This is a genomic window from Thermococcus atlanticus, assembly GCF_054657855.1.
The window spans coordinates 724,847-742,653 of sequence record NZ_BAAHXX010000001.1; the positions used below are offsets into that span (position 1 = coordinate 724,847).

A 17,807-nucleotide genomic window follows, 5' to 3' on the forward strand; every position below is an offset into this window, starting at 1 on the left:
AGCCCGTGCTGGCCGGATACCGCGGGGAGAACTTCTGGGTCAGGGTTGGCAAGGAGGATTTCGAGCTCGGCGAGGGAAGCGCCACCTCACTGCTGCCCTTCGGGGATAAGTTCCTCGTTGGAGGTGAGCTCGACGGCAAGGCAGTGGTCGTAGAGGTCTCGGACGGAGAGTCCAACCTCAAGAAACTCTGGAATAACGGATGGGTGGAGGTTCTCTCCCAGACCCTCGCGCTCGGTGTTAAGGGCAGGGAGATGGTCATCTTTCCATTCTGAGCATTCTTACGCCCGTATAACAGGGCATTAACCCTCGGAAGCATCACCTTTTGTTTCCTCCATCCCCTTTTCAGCGAGGTAGACAATGAGGGAAAGCAACGCCCCGCCCCAGACGGGCAGGAGTATTAGAAGGGCCGAGGAACCCTTAAACTCGGGTTTCAATGCTATGAACGTTGCGTCCCACAATCCGTGGACGATGATTAGCGGTTCTATCCTCCTGAAGGTAAGCCGGTATGAAGAGAGTATCAATGCCGCGATGAGCTGGGATACGTTGAGTCCAGCGGCGAAGTGAAGGAGCCAATGTATTGCTGAATTTCCGAGGAGGGCAATCCAACCGCCGAAACGTTCCTCAAGGGACGCAAATAGCAGACCTCTGAAGAGAAGTTCCTCAACGAGGCCCGCTATGATGAGAAAGTTCAGGAAGTAGAGGATGAACTTCCAAGGTGGCATAGTATTGTGGGGGAGAAAGATCACGACTGCAAGAGGGAGCACGAAGAAAACGAAGGGGAAGAGAACGTGTTTGGCAAAGCTGAACTCCCCGCCGAGGCCGAGCTCTTCCTGACTGTAACCTGAAAGCTTTAGGACGGCAAAGACAAGGAAGGCTATCTCCCCAATGCAGAGAAACCTCTGGGCCGGGCCTAAGTTGATGAACTTGTTTGAGACCACCATCGCACTAAGTCCAATGGTCAGCAGGAGGCCTTTGAACCATCTCTCCATTTTGAACATGAGTGAGTTTTCGCCAAATATTTTTAAGTTTTTTCATATTACCTCTCGCCGGAGGAGAGGGGGAAGGGCTACGGAAGCGAAATCGTCGGATTACTCTGCGAATACGCCTTCGCTCACCTCAACCTCCGCAAGGTCTGGGCGAAGGTGCATGAGGACAATCTGCCATCAATACGTGTTCTTGAAAAGAATGGGTTCTCTCTGAGCGGACGGTTCAGAGAGCACGTCTGGAGCGATGGGAAATACCTCGACGAGCTGATATACGAGAGGTTTAGAGAGAACTATGAACGACCCGCCAAAACAACTTGAAAGGGAAATTTTTAGATGAAAACAGAGTGGCTATCTCCTAGAAAACCTGAAAAGCGTCTCCCTAAGCGGCGTGGACGGGTTGAAGTAGTTAACCAACTCCTCAACAATCTCATCAGGAAGGCCGCTCTCCACAAGTTCCCTCCTGAACCGCCGCTTCGCCCGATTTGATACTCCAACTATGCCAGCCATCCTGAACGCCAGCACTGGCAGTCGAAGAAAAAAGTGAAAGAGCCCCAAGCTCACTCCTCCTTTCGCTCATCCCCTCCGGGGCCCCGCGGGGGGCCGGGAATATATATGTTGCCAAAACCACCCTTTCCGAGGTTTGTTAGCATCTCCATGAGCTTCTTGCCGGGGTTTATGCTGTCCATGTACTCCTTAGTCAGCTCAAGGGCCGCTTCCCTGTCCATCCCCGCCTCGGCAAGGTTCTTGTAGAACTCTGCCACACTTCTCCCCATGGCCTGAACCCTCTCCGGGCTGTAGAGCTCGTTGAGGAGCTCCTTGAGCGGCTGGAGGATGTCCTCGATCATGTCTCCAACCTTATCCATGATGGCCGGTATCTTTTCGAGGTCTTTGTCGCCCTCGTAGGTCTCGATGAGGTCTTCCACGATCTCGGCCTTCTTTTTGAGGAGTTCAACCTCTTCAGGCGTCTTTGCGTTCCTTATCCCTTCCGTTATCTCATCCAAAAGTTCCTCCAGCTTCTTAACTCCAGCTTTTTCATCCACCATATCAACCACCTCAATAATCGTTAGTCTGGTCAAGCCTAATCGGCATTCCGATCATTTCGAGCCACTTTTTGACCACATCACGGGAAAGGGCGTAGCTCTTCCCCCTCTCGCCGGGAACCTCGACGACGATGCCGAGCTCAACCAGCTCCCTCAGCTTTGTCCTGACCGTGTTCCGAGAGGCCTTTCCGCGCCTGCCCTTCAGCTCCCGCGCTATCTGGCTCACGTTCGCCCTCTTCAGGTCGAAGAGAATCCGGACGATTTCACGCGATATGGGGTCATGCTTTATCTCAGGGACGGCAACTTCTATGCCAAGCCCGCCGTACTGGGCGTATATGTTGATGAGCCGCAGGTATGCCTGCGCCATCTGGGAGACCACTGCGAAGCTCTCCCTGAGCTCTTCAAGTGCCTTTCTGAGCTCCTGGACTTCCCTGGTGAGGTCATCGTCAGGCATGTTTAAAGATAGGGTGGTCAATCCTTTAGTCTTTCCGGTCAGGGGTGAGCAGGAGGCGTTACCTCAGAACACAGCAATCGAAAAACTTTAAGTCATGAACACCACTAATTGGATGGAACTATCGGAGATGACAACAATGAGGAGGTTCATGATTCTAATCCTGGTGCTGATAGTTTTATGCGGGGTCATTGGGGGGTGGGCTTACTCAAGGGGTGGACAGTCCAAAAATGCAAAAGGCTCAGGGAACGGACTCGAAACGGCCTGCGTTCATCCGGGTTATGGCGAGTTCAACTCCCATATTCTAAGTTTGGCGGAGGAGAACGTGAGCCTGCACGTTGGAGAGAGTGCTGAAATCAGTGGCACCGTTGAGGGGAAGGCTTTTTTCGTTGGGAACGAGACCTGCCATTACTCGGGGAACGTGACTCTGAGGGCCTACCTCGGTCCAGGGTATCCAAAAGACTCATGGGGCTACATGAGCGGTGAGTTGAAGAGTGTTGAGGGGTTGAAAGTTAAAATTACCCCAGGGAAGCTGCGTTTAAAGCCCAACGAGACTATGGAGTTTCGGGTTGAGATAACGCCTCAAAAAGCGGGGACTTATTACCTCTACATAGTTGCCTCTGGAGACTGGGGCTGGAAGAGCTGGGAAGTTATTAAAGTTGGGGTGAGATAAAAACCTGGAGCTGTAGTTAACCACAGGATGCAGCCTGCTTCATAAATAAAAAGATTCAAACAGCCGCTTTTTTATTTCCCCATCCTTTGTTATGTCCTCCGCATGTCCCCGCTTTTCGAAACATCTGTGAAGCCAGTTTCATAATTCTTTTAAACCCTCCCCTTAACTCCACACCATGAAGCACACCCTCTACCGCCTGCACATGCTCACATCGTCCCTCAGAATAGTGGGAGACGCAATCGAGGGCGTCGCCCTACCCTGGAGCATCCTCCAGAGCACCGGCTCGCTGGTAAGCATCGGCGGTTTTGCACTCTTCACGCACCTGCCGTGGGTTGTCCTTCCCCCAATCCTCGGGAAAACCCTCGACAGGACGACCAAAAAAGTCAGACTCGCTTTTCTCGCACTCCTTCTCCAGGCAGCCCTTGCCATTCTCATAATCCCTCTCTCCTCGAACGTCTGGGCGTTCTACCTCATCGTTTCGGGCATTTCAGCCCTCGACATCCTCCACCGCTACTATGGTTTCTCGCTGGTGGCCTCGATGACCCTCGACGAGTCCGAGCTCCAGGGGCTGAACGCGACACTGGCGACCCTGGGGAACGGGGTCTCGCTGGTGGCGTTCCCGCTGGCGGGGTTCTTGGCTTATCGCTTCGGGATAAGGGCAATGCTCCTCGATGCGGTTCTCCTTCTAATCGGCGCGCTCACGCTCCTTCCCTACCTGAACGTTGAGGTGAAGCGCGAAGGTACAGCTGAGGCGGGGGAAGAGAGAGCTAAAATCAGCCGGGGTTTTGTGATTGGGATACTCGCCGCAATCCTGCTCTTCAACTTCGCCGTCGGCTCCTTCAGGATATTCGTCTTTTCAGCCCTGAGGGAACTTGCGGAGGGCAAGGTTCTCTACGGCCTTCTCCAGTCTCTCACAACGGCCGGAAGCCTCATAGCCGTTGTGGGGCTGACTTACTTAGCCAAGAGAAGGCGGGCCGGTTTAAAACGACCACTGGTCGCGGGAATGCTCCTCCAGAGCACCGCGCTCCTCATCGTTGGTGTCCCCTCGGTGGTAGCACTCTTTCCAGCGGTTTTTATTCTGGGCTTCGGCGGGGAGCTCCTCAACGTTTCCTTCAACAGTTTGATGCAGAAGTCCATCGCCCTTGAGAACCTAGGAACTGCCAGAGGCGTCTCTGATGCCCTCGCGACGCTGGTTATTCCGCTGTCGCAGCTGACTTTTGCGTGGCTGATAGGAGAGGGCATTGCAACGTTGAACCTCTCCATGGGGGCTTTCCTTATTGGGGTCTCTGCCACTGTCTTCTTCGCTCTCACCACGAGAGCCCTTCCGTCAGATTGACCAACGCCCAAATCATGTTCTCGGTAACGTTGCCTGCTGTCCACTCCCGGTGTATCCCAGAAATCTCGCTGTCAATTTTCAGCAGGACATTCAGATTCTTGGCCACGAGTTCCTTCGGATTCTCGCTATTCCTAACGTGATTGAAATAACCCGCAAGGTTTGCAGATGCAACGTGGAGCTTCCAATACTTCTCCTCCCCTGTGATGTCATAAAGCGAAAATAATGCCTCGCTCAGAACCTCGGCGCAGTAAGCGTGCCTGATTACCCTCTCCCTAAGGACATCCTCGCTCGCGTTGTTTTCGAGCATGGTTTCGAGTGCACCTATGTCCGTCAGGCAGAAGAGGGCAGTGTTAGAGATGGCCATTAAGCCCCTCTCGGCATCATCAACCTCTGCCCTCTTCTCATGGTATGCATATCCGAGGGAGGCGGAAATGATGAGCAACGCGACGGCGAGCGCGAGATACCTCATTAACACCACCAAGCGTAATAACGAAAGGGGCTTAAAAGGCTTTTTTTCAATTCAGCAACAGGTGATGATATGGAGCCAATAATCAGGAAAGCCAGACCCGAGGACAGACCCTTTATCGAGGAGATTGCACAGCTAACATGGGGCGGGGAGGATTACCTTGCGAGGGTCTTTGACGAGTGGCTCGGGGACAACTTCTACGTGCTTGAGCTTGATGGCAAAGTCATCGGAACGGCAAAGCTCACTATCTTACCTGACAAAGTCGGCTGGCTTGAAGGGCTTAGAGTTCATCCTAACTACCAAAAACGCGGCTTTGGAAGAGTTTTGCACAACTTTATGCTACAAAAAGGAAGGCGCTTGCAGAGAAAGATGTTATAGATGCAGTGGAGTTTTCAACCTACTTCCTCAACAAAGAGAGTATTACAATGGCAAAAAAGGATGGTTTTAAGATTGTGGAGCGGTTTTACTACATTAAGAGAGCGCTTGGAGATGGAGAACACCCAAGACCTTCAAAAATTCACTCTTTAGATGAGCTCGACTATAAAGATTACATCCCCTACGGCTGGAAGTTTCTGCACAGATGTGAGGAAAGCCTGAGATGGCTGAACAGAAAAGCAGAGATTAGGGAATACAGTGGATTTAAGTTCTCTTATGCCCCAATGTATGAAAACGAGCCCACATTTACACCTTTTAGGCTTTCTGCTGAGAGCATAGAGACCCTTTTGCCTGCGATGAGTTTTGAAGCAAGCAAAATTGGCTATGATAGCATTGATATAATGCTCCCCGAAGATAAGCAAGATTTGATTGAGTCCCTAAAGAAGCTTGGCTTTAAGAACTGGACGAACTTTAAGGAGCCAGACGTTTTAGTGTTTAGGATCCATGTTTGAATAGAAAAACACTTCTTAAAGAGCTGGACTTATCAAAACTCTACTTTTCAACAAAATCTTGAAAGTGTTTACTTCTCAAAATGCTCACAAAAGCACACGTTCACCTCTAATGAATGCAGACGACGAGAACCGAGTTGGGAGTTATAAAGATAAAAGTCTGACTCACTCTCTCCATTTTATCTTTTTTGCTGTTAATACCGAGAAAACAAGCATATATATCAACGCTCCAGCCAAATAAATTGAAGCTTTGGAACTTGACAGTCCAAAAACAATTCTCATAAGCTCGGCTATATAGGTCGTTGGAATTAATAAAGCCAGCTTTTGGAATATAGGTGGTAGTCTGCTCAGCGGGTAATAAACAGGGGGAATTAAAACTAAAGCTGTTGAAAGCAAGTTTGAGAGGGCATCAACGTGAACAACGTTTTTGACGTTTGTCGCTATCGTAAATGCCAACAGAGAGGATAAGAGCCATGAAAGTACTATTATTCCAATTGCCAAAACTAAATTTAAGGCAGTTAGAACTCCCAAGTAACCTAAAACCCCTAAAAAGATTAACAAGGACGGTAAAGCTCCGAGAAGCCTTGAAAGTGCCAAACCGAGCATGTATTCCAAGGGACTTACCGGGGAAGATACAAAAATGTCTTGAAAGCCTATAAACTTAAGTAACACTGCCAATCGAGATAAGCTTATACTGGTTGAGACCGTCAAAGCTACTAAAGCACCAACTAAGGCATATAAAGCCAAATGTTTCCCACCAAAAATAAAAAGGATCAAAACCATTGCTATTGGCGTTAAAATCTGGGGGACAATCCAAATTGGGCTTCTCAAAAGCCCCGTGATATTCAAATATGCTACCGAGATAATTGCTCTAAATCTCATTTTTCTCCCTCCAAGAGAGCTACAAACGCATCTTCTAAATCCGTTGGCTGAATTGAATATGACTTCAGCTTCTGCAAAACCCTGCTGATTTCTTCAAATTCATTGAAATACAGGATTTTCCTATCTCCGAATTTTATAACCCCATCAACTTCCACATCGTCCGTGAAAATAAGCTTATATCTGTACGTTCTTGCTTTCAGCCTCATTGGATCTCCGTTGGCTATTATTTTTCCTTTGTTAATTATCGCCACGGTTTTAGCTAAGCTCTCTGCTTCTAAGCCAATGTTTGTAGTTACAAAAAAGAACGTTTCTCTTTTGAGTTCTAAAAGCAGCTTCCAAGTTTCGCGCTTTGAAACTGGATCCAGTCCCAAGGTTGGCTCGTCCAGAAAAATAAGCTCTGCATTAGTTGCAATGCTTAGCGCCAGGAGAACCCTCCTCTTTAGTCCGCCAGAGAGTTTAAGGCACGGTATGTTTCTATACCCCCATAGGTTCAGTTCCTTCAGAGCTCTTTCTGTTCTCTGTTTCGCCTCAGAAAAGCTCTCTCCCCTTGAAACCAAGTACCAATACACCATCTCCCATGGCGTGGCTTCATTTAAGGGTCTTGCCTCCTGTGGTAGAATTGCTATTTTGTTCCTAATTTCATTTGCCTCTGTAATGACGTCAAAACCTAAAACATAAGCCTTTCCGCGCGTTGGCTTTAGCTGTGTGGTAAGTATCTTAATTAAGGTTGTCTTTCCCGCTCCGTTAGGGCCCATCAGGCAGAATATGTTATCCTTCTCTGAAACCTCAAGATTAACCCCATCAAGGGCAACGGTTGATCCATAACGATGAAACAAGTTCTCAAGAACTATCAATATGATACCCCCCACTGACCGATAGTTCAAAGAAGTATTAAACATGAATCCGGTAGCTGAAGAGCCAGACTTGCCATTGTATCAGTTTTTGGGATTTTTCACTATTTAAGATTTTTGAATGGTGTGGATACCTATTGTCAGACCAAATGCAAATACGCAAAATCCATAAACTTCGAAAGCAGAAAATACACCATAAAATGGATTCCAGCTCAGAGGGAAGAAGGGCTTTATGTCTGTGTAGAGAAATGAATCAAGAACTATGTGAAGCCAGACCCCACTCAAGGCTGTAATTCTAAGCTTTTTGACACTTATCTCTTTTCTCAGATGTTTGTAGAATTTTGCTATAACCTCCGCCAAAGCTAAGGCAACCAGAGAGCCTCCAATAAAAGTGTGAAAGAAGCCGTGAAGTGGATAGCCATAGCGCAGGTCTAAGCCAAGGATCAAAACCAAGAATGGCTCAAAGTCCACGATTACATTAGCAATCATGAAAGTCAGAAAATCCAAATATCCAAAAAGTGCCGCAAATAATAACGCTGGCCCAAAGTGGAAAGGTGTGAATGACATGTTTAAAGTTCTCCAGAAAGTTTATAACTTTTATCTGAGGTAATTCCAAAAGTAAAAGAGAACTCATTGGTGGCTTCGATGAAATCTAAACTCTACACCCTTTTACTTCTCACAACTGTGCTCAGAGTCACTGGAGATGCAATTGAAAGTATTGCCTTACCTTGGCATCTCCTTAACCAAACAAGCTCCCTCTTAAGTGTTGCTGGCTACTCATTGGCTTCCATGCTTCCCTGGGTTATATTCCCTCCGTTGGTGGGTCGCTTTCTTGATAAGACTGAGAAAAAAGTTAGGCTTGCTTTTCTCGCATTGTTTATTCAGTCTTTCTTTGCTCTGACAATAATAAAGTTCGCTTCAAATATCTGGGCTTTTTACGTTTTAATTTCGCTTATATCGGCTCTTGATATTCTCCACAGATACTTCGGCTTTACGCTTATAGCCTCCATGACTCTTGAAGAGTCTGAGCTTCAGAAGCTCAACGCAAAAGTACAAACCGTTGGAGAGGTAACTTCTCTTCTTGCGTTCCCCATTGTGGGTTATCTCGCTTACCTCTTTGGGATTAGGCTCATGCTTTTGGATGCGGTTTTTCTCTTAATCGGAGGCCTGCTTCTTGCTCCATACATCAACGTTGTAGTGAGGCGGAGGGAGATAGCTGAGAATGAAAACAAATCAACCCAGCATACAATCTCTCCCAAAGTCGTTTTTGCAGGAATTGTGCTAATTCTGCTATTCAACTTTGCAATAGCTCCAGCGAGGATTTTTGTCTTCAACGCTCTTAGAAGTCTAACTAGGAAGGAGATCATTTACGGTTTGCTGAGATCTACTGGGACCTTGGGGAGCTTGGCCGGAGTGGTTGGGATAACCCTCTTTGCCCACAAGCGTAAAATTGGGATCTTAAAACCCCTTATCGTTGGAATGCTCTTTGAAAGCTTTGCGGTTCTGCTTTTGGGATTACCTTCGTTAGTTTCACTTTTCTCTGGAATCTTGCTTTTGAACTTTGGAGGGGGGATTCTAAACGTCTCATTTGACAGCCTGTTTCAGAGGATAATCCCGCTTAAAAAGCTCGGCACTTACAGGGGAATTTTTGATGCATTGGCTACACTTATAATTCCCTTATCACAGCTGACTTTTGCATTGCTGATTGAGCATGGCGCTGATGTTTCAATGCTGGCTGCTGGAGTGTTTGGATTTGGTGTTTTCAGTGCAATAAGCTTTTCCGCCTTGATACATAACACCAAAAAGAACCGCAAAGAATTTAAAATTTAGTTTGTTCTTCTTTAAGGGTGCATTCCATGCAGATTCTCCCACTGACTGAAGAACACCTTAACGAGTTTATTACCCTCTACATAGAGTTCTTCCGCGAGCTTAGGGGAAAGCAGGGCTGGAGTCCAGACGAGGAAGAGGAATATAAAAGGGAAGCAGAGAATTACTTTAAGCGCGGCGATATGGTCTCCCTCGCCGTTGAAGAAGGCAGACCTGCTGGCTTTATAAGGGTCTCTTCGAGGGAAGGTTGCTTCTGGATTGAGGAGCTCTTCGTCAGGCCTGAGTTCAGGGGACAGGGCATAGGAAGAGCGCTCGTCGAGAGAGCCGAGGAGGAGGTGAAGGAGCACGACGACGCCCTCTACCTCTACGTTCTCCCCCAGGACAAGGACGCAGTAGCCTTCTGGAAGAGGCTTGGCTATAATATCGTCAACACCATTGAGCTCGTGAAGGACCTCAAGCCCTCGGGGCGCACGGCCTTTCACGCCATCGAGCTTCTTGGCGAGAGGTTCAGAATCTTCCGCTGGAAGGGCGAGAAGTTCACGGAGGAAGAGAGGCGTTTCATGGAGCTGTTAGATGAGTTCTACAGAATGGGGGGAACGAAGAAGGAGTTCCTAAGGCTGGTTAACAGAGCTTTGGAAGGATGGCTCGAATGAGGATTCGGTGCCTCAAAACCGAAGTGGAAAGGTCTGCCTGCATCCAACTCGCCCGGGACTTGAGGAAATGGTTCAACGAGGCAGGAATCAAGGCGATGGCGGGGGATTTAAGGGAGGAGAAGACCTTCGTTGCCATTGAAGGAGAAGACGTTCTCGGCTTCATAACGGTAAAGCCCCTCAACGAAAAAGCCCTTGAAATCCTCTGGATGGCCGTTAGGCGGGAGCTGAGGGGTAAGGGGATAGGTACGAAACTGCTCGAGTTCGTTGAGGGGTGGACGAGGGGGAGGGGCTTCGATCTTCTCGTCGTCAAGACCTCGGGCGACCTCTCGTATAGGCCCTACAACGCGACGAGGCGCTTCTACGAGCGGAGGGGCTTCTCAAGAATCGCCCTAATAGACTCGTATCCGGAGTGGGGCGAGCCGGCGCTGATTTATGTGAAGAGCATTGGCCGGGCTTTAGGTAAGCAGTTTAATTTAACATAAATCCTTTTGTTTGCCCAAAATGTTTAAAAATGTTTTCACTGGACAAATATGGGTGATTGCAATGAAAACAAAAGCCCTGCTCTTGATAATCCTTCTTGTTCTTGGAACTCTCTCAGCCGGATGCATAGGGAGTAACACCACAACGCCAACTTCCACCCCCCAGGCAACGCCAAGCCAAACAAACTCCTCGGCAACCCAATCGCAGACATCTCAGGTTGTGCTGACACTCATCGGCCCGGATGGAAGCCAGAAGGAACTGACGCTCGATGACCTCAAGGCGCTGTTCCAGACCACCGGGCAGGGAGGGCTCAAGACGAAGAGGGGCACGATAAAGGACATTGGGACATACAAAGGAGTCGCACTCAAGGACATCCTCCAGAGGTTTGGGTTGCTCTCTAGGAACTACAGGTACATCATAACTGCCGCCGACGGGTATCAGCTCCCGGTGGATTATGACTTCGTTCTTGGAAAGAACGTTCCAATCTACGACGAGAACGGCAATCCAACCAACGGGGCGGTTATCCCAATTCTGGCATACGAGTACAACGGGAAGCCGATAGAGTTCATCCTCGGCGGGAAGAACTACCCGCTCCAGCTAGCCCTCGTGAATCCCGAAAAGACTTACATAACACCCGGAAACAGGTGGGTCAAGGCCGTCGTGAAGATAGAGGTGATTAAGGCATCAACACCAACACAGACTCCAGGAGAAACGACGGGCTACGTTGAAATTAAAGACTTCAGAAACGAGACCCTCAGGGTAAAACAGCCGGTTGATAGGATTGTTTCCCTCTATGGACTGGCAACACAGATGGTTTACTTTCTGAGCGTGGAGGACGGGAAGAAAATCCTCGGAGGCACGCCTCTGGCGATAAACGACAGGTTCGTTCAGCTGCTCGACCCGGAGGTTAAGAGCAGGATGATCTTCGTTGGCAGTCCCAAAAGCGCCAACGTCGAGACGATAAAGAAGCTGAACCCCGATGTTATCCTGACCGCTTGGTGGGGCGACCCGAACCTGAACGCCCAGCTCGAAGGCCTTGGAATGCCAGTGGTTGCACTCAACCTAGAGACAGTGGATGACTACCTGAAATCCCTTGAAACCGTGGGGAAGATTCTGAACAGGGAGAAAAAGGCTGAGGAGGCGGTTTCATACTACAGAGACGCCGTTGCCTTCGTGATCGGCAGAATATCAAAGGCAAGCGAGAGGCCGAAGGTGCTGCTCCTCTACTACAGTATGAAGGACAAGGCCTTCAAGGCTCCGGGAAGGGCATTCTTCCAGAACGAGCTGATAGAGCTCGCAGGAGGGAAAAGCGTCTCGAAGAGCTTACCCGGCGGGTGGAATGTCATCAACGTTGAGCAGGTCGCGGAGTGGAATCCCGACGTGATAATAACCGTGAGTTACTCCTTCACCTACCCGAGTACGGGAGTCAAAAAGACCATAATGAACGATCCGGCGTGGAGCAGCATAAAGGCCGTGAAGGAAGGGAAAGTGTATGCCATGCCCAACGACGGCGAGAGCTGGGATTATCCCGCTCCAAAGTGGGTTCTCGGCCTCTACTGGCTGGCAAAGATTCTACACCCGAACCTCTTCCAGGATGTTTATATCCAAAAAATCGCAGACGAGTTCTACGAGAGGTGGTATGGCATAGACTCGGGGAAGGTTACGATAGTCGGTGACCTCCAATGAAAAGATTAACAGGTTTTCTCTTTCTTTTTGCGGGGGTTTCTTGCATCTCTCTTTTCGTGGGCAGGTTCATCTTCAGTCCCCTCCCCATGAACGATCTTGAGAGAACCATTATGCTTGACGTTCGCCTGCCCAGAATAGTGGTGGGAGCACTCATAGGCGCGTCCCTCTCCACCGCGGGACTCGCATTCCAGAACACCTTCCGGAACCCCCTCGCCGGCCCTAACGTTCTTGGTGTTACGAGCGGTTCGGCCTTCGGTGCGGTTGTCGCGATTCTCCTGTTCACCAGCAACCCTGCTTTGATCCAGCTCATGGCATTTCTCGGGGGAATATTGGCGGTGGCTCTGGTGCTTTACCTCTCAAGGTTAATAGGAGATGGAATCCTAAGCCTCGTTCTGGCAGGGATGGCGGTCTCGGCCTTCTTCTCTGCCCTGGTTGGCGTCGCAAAGTACATGGCCGATCCCTACGACAAACTGCCCACGATAGTCTTCTGGCTTCTCGGCAGTCTTGCGGGAATGAGATGGGAGAGCATGGGCCTTCTCCCGGTTCCCATTTTGATTGGCATTGGAGGACTGAGGCTCCTCCGATGGCCGCTCAATGTTCTGAGCCTCGGAGAGGAGGAGGCAAAGGCGCTTGGATTGAATGTTAAAGCCTACAGGGCCCTGATAATAATGCTTTCAACCCTCTGCATATCGGCCTCCACGGCCATGGCGGGAATAGTGAGCTGGGTTGGACTCATCGCACCGCACATAGCCAGGCTCCTTGTTGGACACGATGCAAGGAGCCTTGTTCCGGCCTCGGCCCTGATCGGGGCGACGCTTTTGATTGTCTGCGATGATCTCGCGAGGAGCCTTGCCCCAATGGAGCTTCCTCTGGGGGTAATGACGTCCATCATAGGCGCCCCTGCTCTCGTGATTATACTGAGGAGGCGGTGGTATGCTGTGCGTTGAGGGGCTGAGCTTTTCATACGGTCGAAGGCGGATTTTAAAGAGTGTAAACCTTTCGGTGGATCAGGGACTCACCTGCATCCTTGGACCGAATGGGAGCGGAAAGAGCACTCTACTGAAGTGCATAGCAGGGATACTGAGGCCCGAAACGGGGCGCGTGATCGTGAATAGAAGGGACATCGCCGGGCTTCCCCGGAAGGAGGTCTCAAAGCTGATAGCCTACTCGCCGCAGGAATTCTCATCAACCTTTCCATACACGGTCTTCCAGATGGTTCTCATGGGGAGAAACCCTTACATCAACCCCATCGAAGGGCCAGGAAAAAAGGACGAAGAAGCCACGCTCCAGGCCTTACGAAGCCTCGGGCTCGAAAAGCTAAAGGACAGGCCCTTTATGGAGCTCAGCGGTGGCGAGAAGAGACTCGTCATGATAGCCAGAGCGGTGGCTCAGGCGGGAGGGGTTTTCCTCTTCGACGAGCCCACGTCTTTCCTTGATTTCAGAAACAAGTACGAGGTGATGTCGGTCATAAAGTCTCTCTCCGAGAAAAAGCCCGTCCTCGTTTCACTCCACGACCCGAACCTCGCCCTGATGTACTCCGAGAGGGCGTTTCTGCTCAAGAAAGGGGAGATAATGGCAGGGGGCAGGGCGGAAGAGGTGATAACTTCACAGAACCTCTCCGTTCTTTATGACATCCCGGTTGAGAAGGTTACCGCCGAAATAATGGTTCCCTCAGAGGTGATCCCATGAGGAAAATCGTGGCCTTCCTAATCTTGACCGTTTTTGTGTGCGGATGCCTCGGGAGCGGCCCTGGGACGACGAGCAGTTCTGGGGACACATGGACACTGTACGTCATCTCCGGAAGCAACGTGAAGGAACTCTCACTGGAGGAGCTCAAAGAATTTGGCCTCGTGGACATGCCCGTTCCGGATCTTGCCCTCGAAAAGACCGTTCACTGGAAAGGCGTGCCCCCGCAAAAGCTCGGCAAGGGGGACGTGATAAACTTCATCTCCGAAAACGGCGAAATAGTTAGCGTGCCATCGAACGTCAGCATGGTTCTGGCCCTATACCGCGACGGAGAGCCCGTGAACGGGACGGTGAGGCTGATAACTAGCCTCTCCTTCGGGTGCAAGTGCCACTGGATAGATATGATACGGGTTATTGAGTTCCTGAACGAGAGCAGTGCGCTTCACATACACGGGAAGGTGGAGAACGAGCTGTACATCTCGCCGAGAACCTTGGGCATCTTTAGGGGCATTGACTACATTGTAAAGCATGAAAAATCAAGGGCAAGCCTCAAGGATGTTCTTAACATAGCAAATCCATGGCCCGAAGCAAAGGAGGTAACCTTCATAACGTCCCGGGGCGAGAAAACCTTCAGGCTCGCCGATATTATCGAGAAGAACCCGACGGTAGAGTTCGACGGCAGTTTCTGCGTTCTCGAGCTTGGCATCTGCGGTGTTAAGGAGATAAAGATTGGAGGTGGTTAACGTGTTCATAAGCTCCCTCAAGAAAAAGGTTATGGGGCTCCCGGAGGGGCTTGAGCTCGTTGATTTTTCCCTCGCCCTTCCCTACACTTGGGTTCTCGTCAGAGATGAGCGCGGAAAATCGGCGCTCGGCGTTGCCATGACCCTGACCGAAGATATTGGAAGATACGAAAATCCCCTCGAAGAGATAACCCTTCCAGCCCTCATAGAGCGGGCTGACTCACTCAACGCCATCGAGAGAACCCTCGGCCTGGCCGCAATGAACGCCGTCTGCCAGTACCATCTTTCCCTTGAGAACGCGGAGCTCAGGGACATAGTTGAGATAGTGCCCGAGAATGTGGGAAAAATAGCTGTGATTGGAAACATCGGGCCGGTTGTCGAGGTTCTGAGGGAGAATGGGAAGGACGTCTACGTTTTCGAGAGGAATCCCAAGCTGTGCACCAAGGATACCCTCAGCGACGCCCTTGAATTCGTTCTCCTTCCGGAGATGGAGGCAATAATAGCGAGCGCCACCAGCCTCGTGAACGGAACCTTCGACATGCTCATTGACAGGGGCAAAAACGCCAGGACGTTCATCCTCGTCGGTCCAACCGGAGGACTGCTCCCCGAGTTCTTCAGGGCCACTGGGGTAACGCACGTTGCCTCGATGAAGGCGGTAGATATAGACAGGGCCATCACAGCTCTCAAGTTAGGATCGTTCAAGAGATTTGAAGAAGCATGTGTTAAATATATCTACTATGTTGAGAGCATCATCAAACATCTCTGAAGTCCGTTGAACTCATATGACCGAGAATTCGAAACAGATTGGAAACTTTCTGAAATAACATGGGCACATGAATTCGTTTTTGGAATACTGTCTGCATCACGGTATTCCCCACGATGCTAATCCTTCGGAATGGTATATTGAAAGGGATAAATGTATTCATTAGATGTCAGGTACAGTTGAGTGCCTTTTCACCAATATAACGCACATAAGAGCACATTTATATATGAATCTAATATCATGTTTTTATATTTATATGCAAGGATTAACTTGAGATAATTATGGAAAATTTCTAATGTCGTTATATAACATAATGTTATTATTAGCGTCTAATATAGAGGAATGTACCAAAATAATTATAACTAGATGTCACGAAAATTTTTCGAAAATCTGTTGGTTAAAATAGGAGGTGGTTAAAACGTTTAATCCGGGCAGTGATGGGTTTATGCTGATAGCTGCAGCTCTGGTTTTCATCATGACTCCAGGTCTTGCATTGTTCTACGGGGGTATGGTCAACAGGAAAAATGCCGTGACGATGATGATGCAGAACTTCTTCTCGGCAGGGTGGACAACCGTACTGTGGGTAATTTTTGGATTCAGCATTGCTTTTGGTAAGGATATTGCCGGAATAATCGGAAATGGGCAGTATTTCCTTCTTGATCACATAGGCCCTACCATGTTGTACCCCGGCAACAATGAGATCAGTATGCTAACCTTCATGGTATATCAACTTATGTTTGCTATAATTACCCCGGTTCTCATGACGGGAGCGTTTGCCGATAGAATGCGCTTTAAGGCATTCTTAGTCTTCCTGACACTCTGGTTGGGAGTGGTATACTTCCCCCTTGCCCACTGGCTTTGGGGTGGTGGCTTCCTCCAGAGTTGGGGTGTCGAGGATTTTGCAGGAGGTCTCGTTGTCCATACAAGCGCAGGATTTGGTGCACTTGCTGCTGTCCTGTATCTTGGGAAAAGGAAGCATATACTGGAGGGGAATCATAATCTGCCCCTTATACTACTTGGAACTGCTTTGCTCTGGTTTGGCTGGTTTGGTTTCAACGCTGGAAGCGCACTCCGTGTTGATATGGACACCAACGTTGCTTTTGTTAACACGATGATAGCTGCGTCCTTTGCTGCGGTAACATGGATGTTCTGGGACTACTGGAGGAACGGCAGATGGAGCGCGATAGGTTTCATGACCGGATCAATTGCAGGTCTTGCTACAATAACCCCCGCTGCGGGTTATGTGACTCCTAGGGCAGCTATTTTGATAGGACTCCTCTCAGCAGTAATCTGCCATACTGCTGTGGATTTCAAAAGCTCCCGCGGCTGGGATGATTCCCTGGATGTGTGGGGCGTTCATGGGGTTGGAGGCTTTTCCGGAATAGTGCTTCTTGGAATATTAGGAACTTCAGCAATACTTGGAAGTAACGGCTTGGCCTATGGCGGGACAGGGTTCTTTATAAAGCAGGTGATCGCGGCAGTTTTCTGTGCCATATATGCCTTCGTCATCACCTATATCTTGATGTGGATTACCGACAGGATAACTCCTGTGCGCGTTCCAGACGAGGCTGAGAAGAGCGGTCTTGACGCTTATGAGTGGGCCGAGATGGCCTATGTTGAGGTATGATGCCTCTGCCCTTTTTCTCTTTTCACAATGATTCTCTTAAATGCTTGAAAAGGAAGTAGGCAGAGAGGAGAAACCGCGCCGTTATGTAGCCCGCAAAGGCGGCCTTACCGAGGGGATGGAGGAGACACCACCAGAGGGGAAGCTCGGAGAGAAGGTACGCAATAACGAGGGCAAGAGGCTTCCTGTTGGCCGAATAGGAGTATGCAAAGGCCGCCCCGAAGAAGATTATGTCCTCCGGCCGCCAGATGCCCGTGAGCAGGGGCTGGTTGTAGTTGAGGGCAAAGACTGCGGTGGCGCCAATTATTCCGGCGATTCTCCCGCGTTCACTGAAGAGTTCGTAGGGCACCGCATCGTAGAAGAACGCCGTTAGAATCCCGCTCAGAGCCCAGAAAGCGAGGGAATAGGGAATTAGGAAGGGACTCCATTCGCCCACAAAACCCGGCCTTGCCATATCCATGAACCTCTCCACGCCGAAGTAGAGCATGCCTATTAAGGAGAACACATACAGGGGGAGCATGAGAGCCATGGCATGGGATACACTCTCCAAGTCCGCCTCCCTGCGCAAGGGAAAGCCGTAGAAAAACCGGGAGATGAAATACGCCAGCAGAATGGCCACGAGAAGCCCTAAGAGCCTTCCGGCTGACGTTGAGGAAAACCCCAGCCCCCTGGAGAGCTCCGAGAGGGCGTAGATTGTTAGGGTTATTGAGGTTAAGTAGCAGATGCCCCGGAGCATGGAATCACTTACCTAAAGTCGGCGTTAAACCTTAAAAGGCTTC

The 17,807-nt window shown here is 49.7% G+C and carries 23 protein-coding genes and 1 pseudogene; 15 read left to right on the forward strand and 9 right to left on the reverse strand.

The window, feature by feature from the left end; genetic code table 11:
- Positions 1-5 precede the first annotated feature (5 nt).
- Positions 6-272, forward strand: coding sequence for a hypothetical protein (locus ACYQ27_RS03835; RefSeq protein WP_460041027.1), 267 nt, complete (start codon positions 6-8; stop codon positions 270-272).
- A gap of 27 nt (positions 273-299) precedes the next feature.
- On the opposite strand, the gene ACYQ27_RS03840 is transcribed toward ACYQ27_RS03835, so the two are convergent.
- A complete protein-coding gene (locus ACYQ27_RS03840; protein ID WP_460041028.1) occupies positions 300-998 on the reverse strand; it encodes a CPBP family intramembrane glutamic endopeptidase in 699 nt (232 codons plus the stop codon).
- Positions 999-1,040: 42 nt separating this feature from the next.
- On the opposite strand from ACYQ27_RS03840, the pseudogene ACYQ27_RS03845 reads away from it, so the two are divergent.
- A pseudogene (locus tag ACYQ27_RS03845) lies at positions 1,041-1,304 on the forward strand (GNAT family N-acetyltransferase); the annotation flags it as partial.
- Between the two features lie 30 nt (positions 1,305-1,334).
- Here ACYQ27_RS03845 and ACYQ27_RS03850 read toward each other — a convergent pair.
- Genes ACYQ27_RS03850 through ACYQ27_RS03860 form a run of 3 tightly spaced genes read right to left on the reverse strand, consistent with a single transcriptional unit; the run spans position 1,335 to position 2,480 of the window.
- Entirely contained in the window at positions 1,335-1,541 is a 207-nt protein-coding gene (locus ACYQ27_RS03850; protein ID WP_460041029.1) for a hypothetical protein, read from the reverse strand.
- 2 nt (positions 1,542-1,543) lie between these two features.
- Positions 1,544-2,029, reverse strand: a complete 486-nt coding sequence (locus ACYQ27_RS03855) for a hypothetical protein (protein ID WP_460041030.1) — start codon at positions 2,027-2,029, stop codon at positions 1,544-1,546.
- A 10-nt stretch (positions 2,030-2,039) separates the two neighbouring features.
- Positions 2,040-2,480 carry a BlaI/MecI/CopY family transcriptional regulator gene (locus ACYQ27_RS03860; RefSeq protein ID WP_460041031.1) on the reverse strand — a complete coding sequence of 147 codons (441 nt, stop codon included), beginning with the start codon at positions 2,478-2,480 and terminating at the stop codon, positions 2,040-2,042.
- 112 nt (positions 2,481-2,592) lie between these two features.
- Between ACYQ27_RS03860 and ACYQ27_RS03865 the strand changes: the two genes are divergently transcribed.
- Together ACYQ27_RS03865 and ACYQ27_RS03870 are read left to right on the forward strand one after the other, a co-directional pair.
- On the forward strand, positions 2,593-3,150 hold the full coding sequence (locus ACYQ27_RS03865; RefSeq protein ID WP_460041032.1) for a hypothetical protein: 558 nt from the start codon (positions 2,593-2,595) through the stop codon (positions 3,148-3,150).
- Between the two features lie 175 nt (positions 3,151-3,325).
- Positions 3,326-4,486, forward strand: a complete 1,161-nt coding sequence (locus tag ACYQ27_RS03870; protein WP_460041033.1) for an MFS transporter — start codon at positions 3,326-3,328, stop codon at positions 4,484-4,486.
- Here the strand turns inward: ACYQ27_RS03870 and ACYQ27_RS03875 are convergent.
- Complete coding sequence (locus ACYQ27_RS03875; protein ID WP_460041783.1) at positions 4,458-4,955, reverse strand: hypothetical protein; 498 nt, start codon at positions 4,953-4,955, stop codon at positions 4,458-4,460. The two genes, ACYQ27_RS03870 and ACYQ27_RS03875, sit on opposite strands and share 29 nt — an antisense overlap.
- A gap of 69 nt (positions 4,956-5,024) precedes the next feature.
- Between ACYQ27_RS03875 and ACYQ27_RS03880 the strand changes: the two genes are divergently transcribed.
- Both ACYQ27_RS03880 and ACYQ27_RS03885 read left to right on the forward strand, forming a co-directional pair.
- Positions 5,025-5,330 carry a GNAT family N-acetyltransferase gene (locus ACYQ27_RS03880; RefSeq protein WP_460041034.1) on the forward strand — a complete coding sequence of 102 codons (306 nt, stop codon included), beginning with the start codon at positions 5,025-5,027 and terminating at the stop codon, positions 5,328-5,330.
- Positions 5,331-5,335: 5 nt separating this feature from the next.
- Positions 5,336-5,839: a hypothetical protein gene (locus tag ACYQ27_RS03885; RefSeq protein ID WP_460041035.1), complete on the forward strand. Its 504-nt coding sequence runs from the start codon at positions 5,336-5,338 to the stop codon at positions 5,837-5,839.
- A 162-nt stretch (positions 5,840-6,001) separates the two neighbouring features.
- On the opposite strand, the gene ACYQ27_RS03890 is transcribed toward ACYQ27_RS03885, so the two are convergent.
- The 3 genes from ACYQ27_RS03890 to ACYQ27_RS03900 all read right to left on the reverse strand — a co-directional run bounded on the left by ACYQ27_RS03890 (position 6,002) and on the right by ACYQ27_RS03900 (position 8,136).
- On the reverse strand, positions 6,002-6,718 hold the full coding sequence (locus tag ACYQ27_RS03890; RefSeq protein WP_460041036.1) for an ABC transporter permease: 717 nt from the start codon (positions 6,716-6,718) through the stop codon (positions 6,002-6,004).
- Positions 6,715-7,572 carry an ABC transporter ATP-binding protein gene (locus ACYQ27_RS03895; RefSeq protein ID WP_460041037.1) on the reverse strand — a complete coding sequence of 286 codons (858 nt, stop codon included), beginning with the start codon at positions 7,570-7,572 and terminating at the stop codon, positions 6,715-6,717. The genes ACYQ27_RS03890 and ACYQ27_RS03895 overlap by 4 nt, the downstream gene beginning before the upstream one ends.
- Positions 7,573-7,677: 105 nt before the next feature.
- Positions 7,678-8,136, reverse strand: a complete 459-nt coding sequence (locus tag ACYQ27_RS03900) for a hypothetical protein (protein ID WP_460041038.1) — start codon at positions 8,134-8,136, stop codon at positions 7,678-7,680.
- Positions 8,137-8,214: 78 nt separating this feature from the next.
- Here ACYQ27_RS03900 and ACYQ27_RS03905 point away from each other — a divergent pair, with 78 nt between their 5' ends.
- From ACYQ27_RS03905 to ACYQ27_RS03945, 9 genes are all read left to right on the forward strand, one after another.
- Positions 8,215-9,399: an MFS transporter gene (locus ACYQ27_RS03905; protein ID WP_460041039.1), complete on the forward strand. Its 1,185-nt coding sequence runs from the start codon at positions 8,215-8,217 to the stop codon at positions 9,397-9,399.
- A 26-nt stretch (positions 9,400-9,425) separates the two neighbouring features.
- Positions 9,426-10,049, forward strand: coding sequence for a GNAT family N-acetyltransferase (locus tag ACYQ27_RS03910; protein ID WP_460041040.1), 624 nt, complete (start codon positions 9,426-9,428; stop codon positions 10,047-10,049).
- Entirely contained in the window at positions 10,046-10,531 is a 486-nt protein-coding gene (locus ACYQ27_RS03915; protein ID WP_460041041.1) for a GNAT family N-acetyltransferase, read from the forward strand. Before ACYQ27_RS03910 ends, ACYQ27_RS03915 begins: the two co-directional genes overlap by 4 nt.
- Positions 10,532-10,592: 61 nt before the next feature.
- Complete coding sequence (locus ACYQ27_RS03920; protein ID WP_456453694.1) at positions 10,593-12,215, forward strand: ABC transporter substrate-binding protein; 1,623 nt, start codon at positions 10,593-10,595, stop codon at positions 12,213-12,215.
- A complete protein-coding gene (locus tag ACYQ27_RS03925) occupies positions 12,212-13,162 on the forward strand; it encodes a FecCD family ABC transporter permease (RefSeq protein ID WP_456453692.1) in 951 nt (316 codons plus the stop codon). Before ACYQ27_RS03920 ends, ACYQ27_RS03925 begins: the two co-directional genes overlap by 4 nt.
- A complete protein-coding gene (locus ACYQ27_RS03930; RefSeq protein ID WP_456453691.1) occupies positions 13,149-13,904 on the forward strand; it encodes an ABC transporter ATP-binding protein in 756 nt (251 codons plus the stop codon). Before ACYQ27_RS03925 ends, ACYQ27_RS03930 begins: the two co-directional genes overlap by 14 nt.
- Positions 13,901-14,644 (forward strand): hypothetical protein, encoded by a 744-nt coding sequence (locus ACYQ27_RS03935; protein WP_456453690.1) that lies wholly within the window; start codon positions 13,901-13,903, stop codon positions 14,642-14,644. The genes ACYQ27_RS03930 and ACYQ27_RS03935 overlap by 4 nt, the downstream gene beginning before the upstream one ends.
- A gap of 1 nt (position 14,645) precedes the next feature.
- Positions 14,646-15,407, forward strand: a complete 762-nt coding sequence (locus tag ACYQ27_RS03940) for a Rossmann-like domain-containing protein (protein WP_456453689.1) — start codon at positions 14,646-14,648, stop codon at positions 15,405-15,407.
- Between the two features lie 442 nt (positions 15,408-15,849).
- Positions 15,850-17,031, forward strand: coding sequence for an ammonium transporter (locus tag ACYQ27_RS03945; RefSeq protein ID WP_456453688.1), 1,182 nt, complete (start codon positions 15,850-15,852; stop codon positions 17,029-17,031).
- Positions 17,032-17,053: 22 nt separating this feature from the next.
- Here ACYQ27_RS03945 and ACYQ27_RS03950 read toward each other — a convergent pair whose 3' ends face one another.
- Positions 17,054-17,764, reverse strand: coding sequence for a hypothetical protein (locus ACYQ27_RS03950; protein ID WP_460041042.1), 711 nt, complete (start codon positions 17,762-17,764; stop codon positions 17,054-17,056).
- Positions 17,765-17,807: the final 43 nt, after the last annotated feature.

What these genes read in the sequence shown, in the direction of transcription:
- ACYQ27_RS03890 (WP_460041036.1), bottom strand. Translation starts at nt 6,718, where the DNA reads ATGAGATTTAGAGCAATTATCTCGGTAGCATATTTGAATATCACGGGG.
- ACYQ27_RS03915 (WP_460041041.1), top strand. Translation starts at nt 10,046, where the DNA reads ATGAGGATTCGGTGCCTCAAAACCGAAGTGGAAAGGTCTGCCTGCATC.
- ACYQ27_RS03865 (WP_460041032.1), top strand. Translation starts at nt 2,593, where the DNA reads ATGGAACTATCGGAGATGACAACAATGAGGAGGTTCATGATTCTAATC.
- ACYQ27_RS03930 (WP_456453691.1), top strand. Translation starts at nt 13,149, where the DNA reads ATGCTGTGCGTTGAGGGGCTGAGCTTTTCATACGGTCGAAGGCGGATT.
- ACYQ27_RS03855 (WP_460041030.1), bottom strand. Translation starts at nt 2,029, where the DNA reads ATGGTGGATGAAAAAGCTGGAGTTAAGAAGCTGGAGGAACTTTTGGAT.
- ACYQ27_RS03900 (WP_460041038.1), bottom strand. Translation starts at nt 8,136, where the DNA reads ATGTCATTCACACCTTTCCACTTTGGGCCAGCGTTATTATTTGCGGCA.
- ACYQ27_RS03905 (WP_460041039.1), top strand. Translation starts at nt 8,215, where the DNA reads ATGAAATCTAAACTCTACACCCTTTTACTTCTCACAACTGTGCTCAGA.
- ACYQ27_RS03875 (WP_460041783.1), bottom strand. Translation starts at nt 4,955, where the DNA reads ATGAGGTATCTCGCGCTCGCCGTCGCGTTGCTCATCATTTCCGCCTCC.
- ACYQ27_RS03910 (WP_460041040.1), top strand. Translation starts at nt 9,426, where the DNA reads ATGCAGATTCTCCCACTGACTGAAGAACACCTTAACGAGTTTATTACC.
- ACYQ27_RS03950 (WP_460041042.1), bottom strand. Translation starts at nt 17,764, where the DNA reads ATGCTCCGGGGCATCTGCTACTTAACCTCAATAACCCTAACAATCTAC.
- ACYQ27_RS03935 (WP_456453690.1), top strand. Translation starts at nt 13,901, where the DNA reads ATGAGGAAAATCGTGGCCTTCCTAATCTTGACCGTTTTTGTGTGCGGA.
- ACYQ27_RS03945 (WP_456453688.1), top strand. Translation starts at nt 15,850, where the DNA reads ATGCTGATAGCTGCAGCTCTGGTTTTCATCATGACTCCAGGTCTTGCA.
- ACYQ27_RS03880 (WP_460041034.1), top strand. Translation starts at nt 5,025, where the DNA reads ATGGAGCCAATAATCAGGAAAGCCAGACCCGAGGACAGACCCTTTATC.
- ACYQ27_RS03870 (WP_460041033.1), top strand. Translation starts at nt 3,326, where the DNA reads ATGAAGCACACCCTCTACCGCCTGCACATGCTCACATCGTCCCTCAGA.
- ACYQ27_RS03860 (WP_460041031.1), bottom strand. Translation starts at nt 2,480, where the DNA reads ATGCCTGACGATGACCTCACCAGGGAAGTCCAGGAGCTCAGAAAGGCA.
- ACYQ27_RS03925 (WP_456453692.1), top strand. Translation starts at nt 12,212, where the DNA reads ATGAAAAGATTAACAGGTTTTCTCTTTCTTTTTGCGGGGGTTTCTTGC.
- ACYQ27_RS03840 (WP_460041028.1), bottom strand. Translation starts at nt 998, where the DNA reads ATGTTCAAAATGGAGAGATGGTTCAAAGGCCTCCTGCTGACCATTGGA.
- ACYQ27_RS03920 (WP_456453694.1), top strand. Translation starts at nt 10,593, where the DNA reads ATGAAAACAAAAGCCCTGCTCTTGATAATCCTTCTTGTTCTTGGAACT.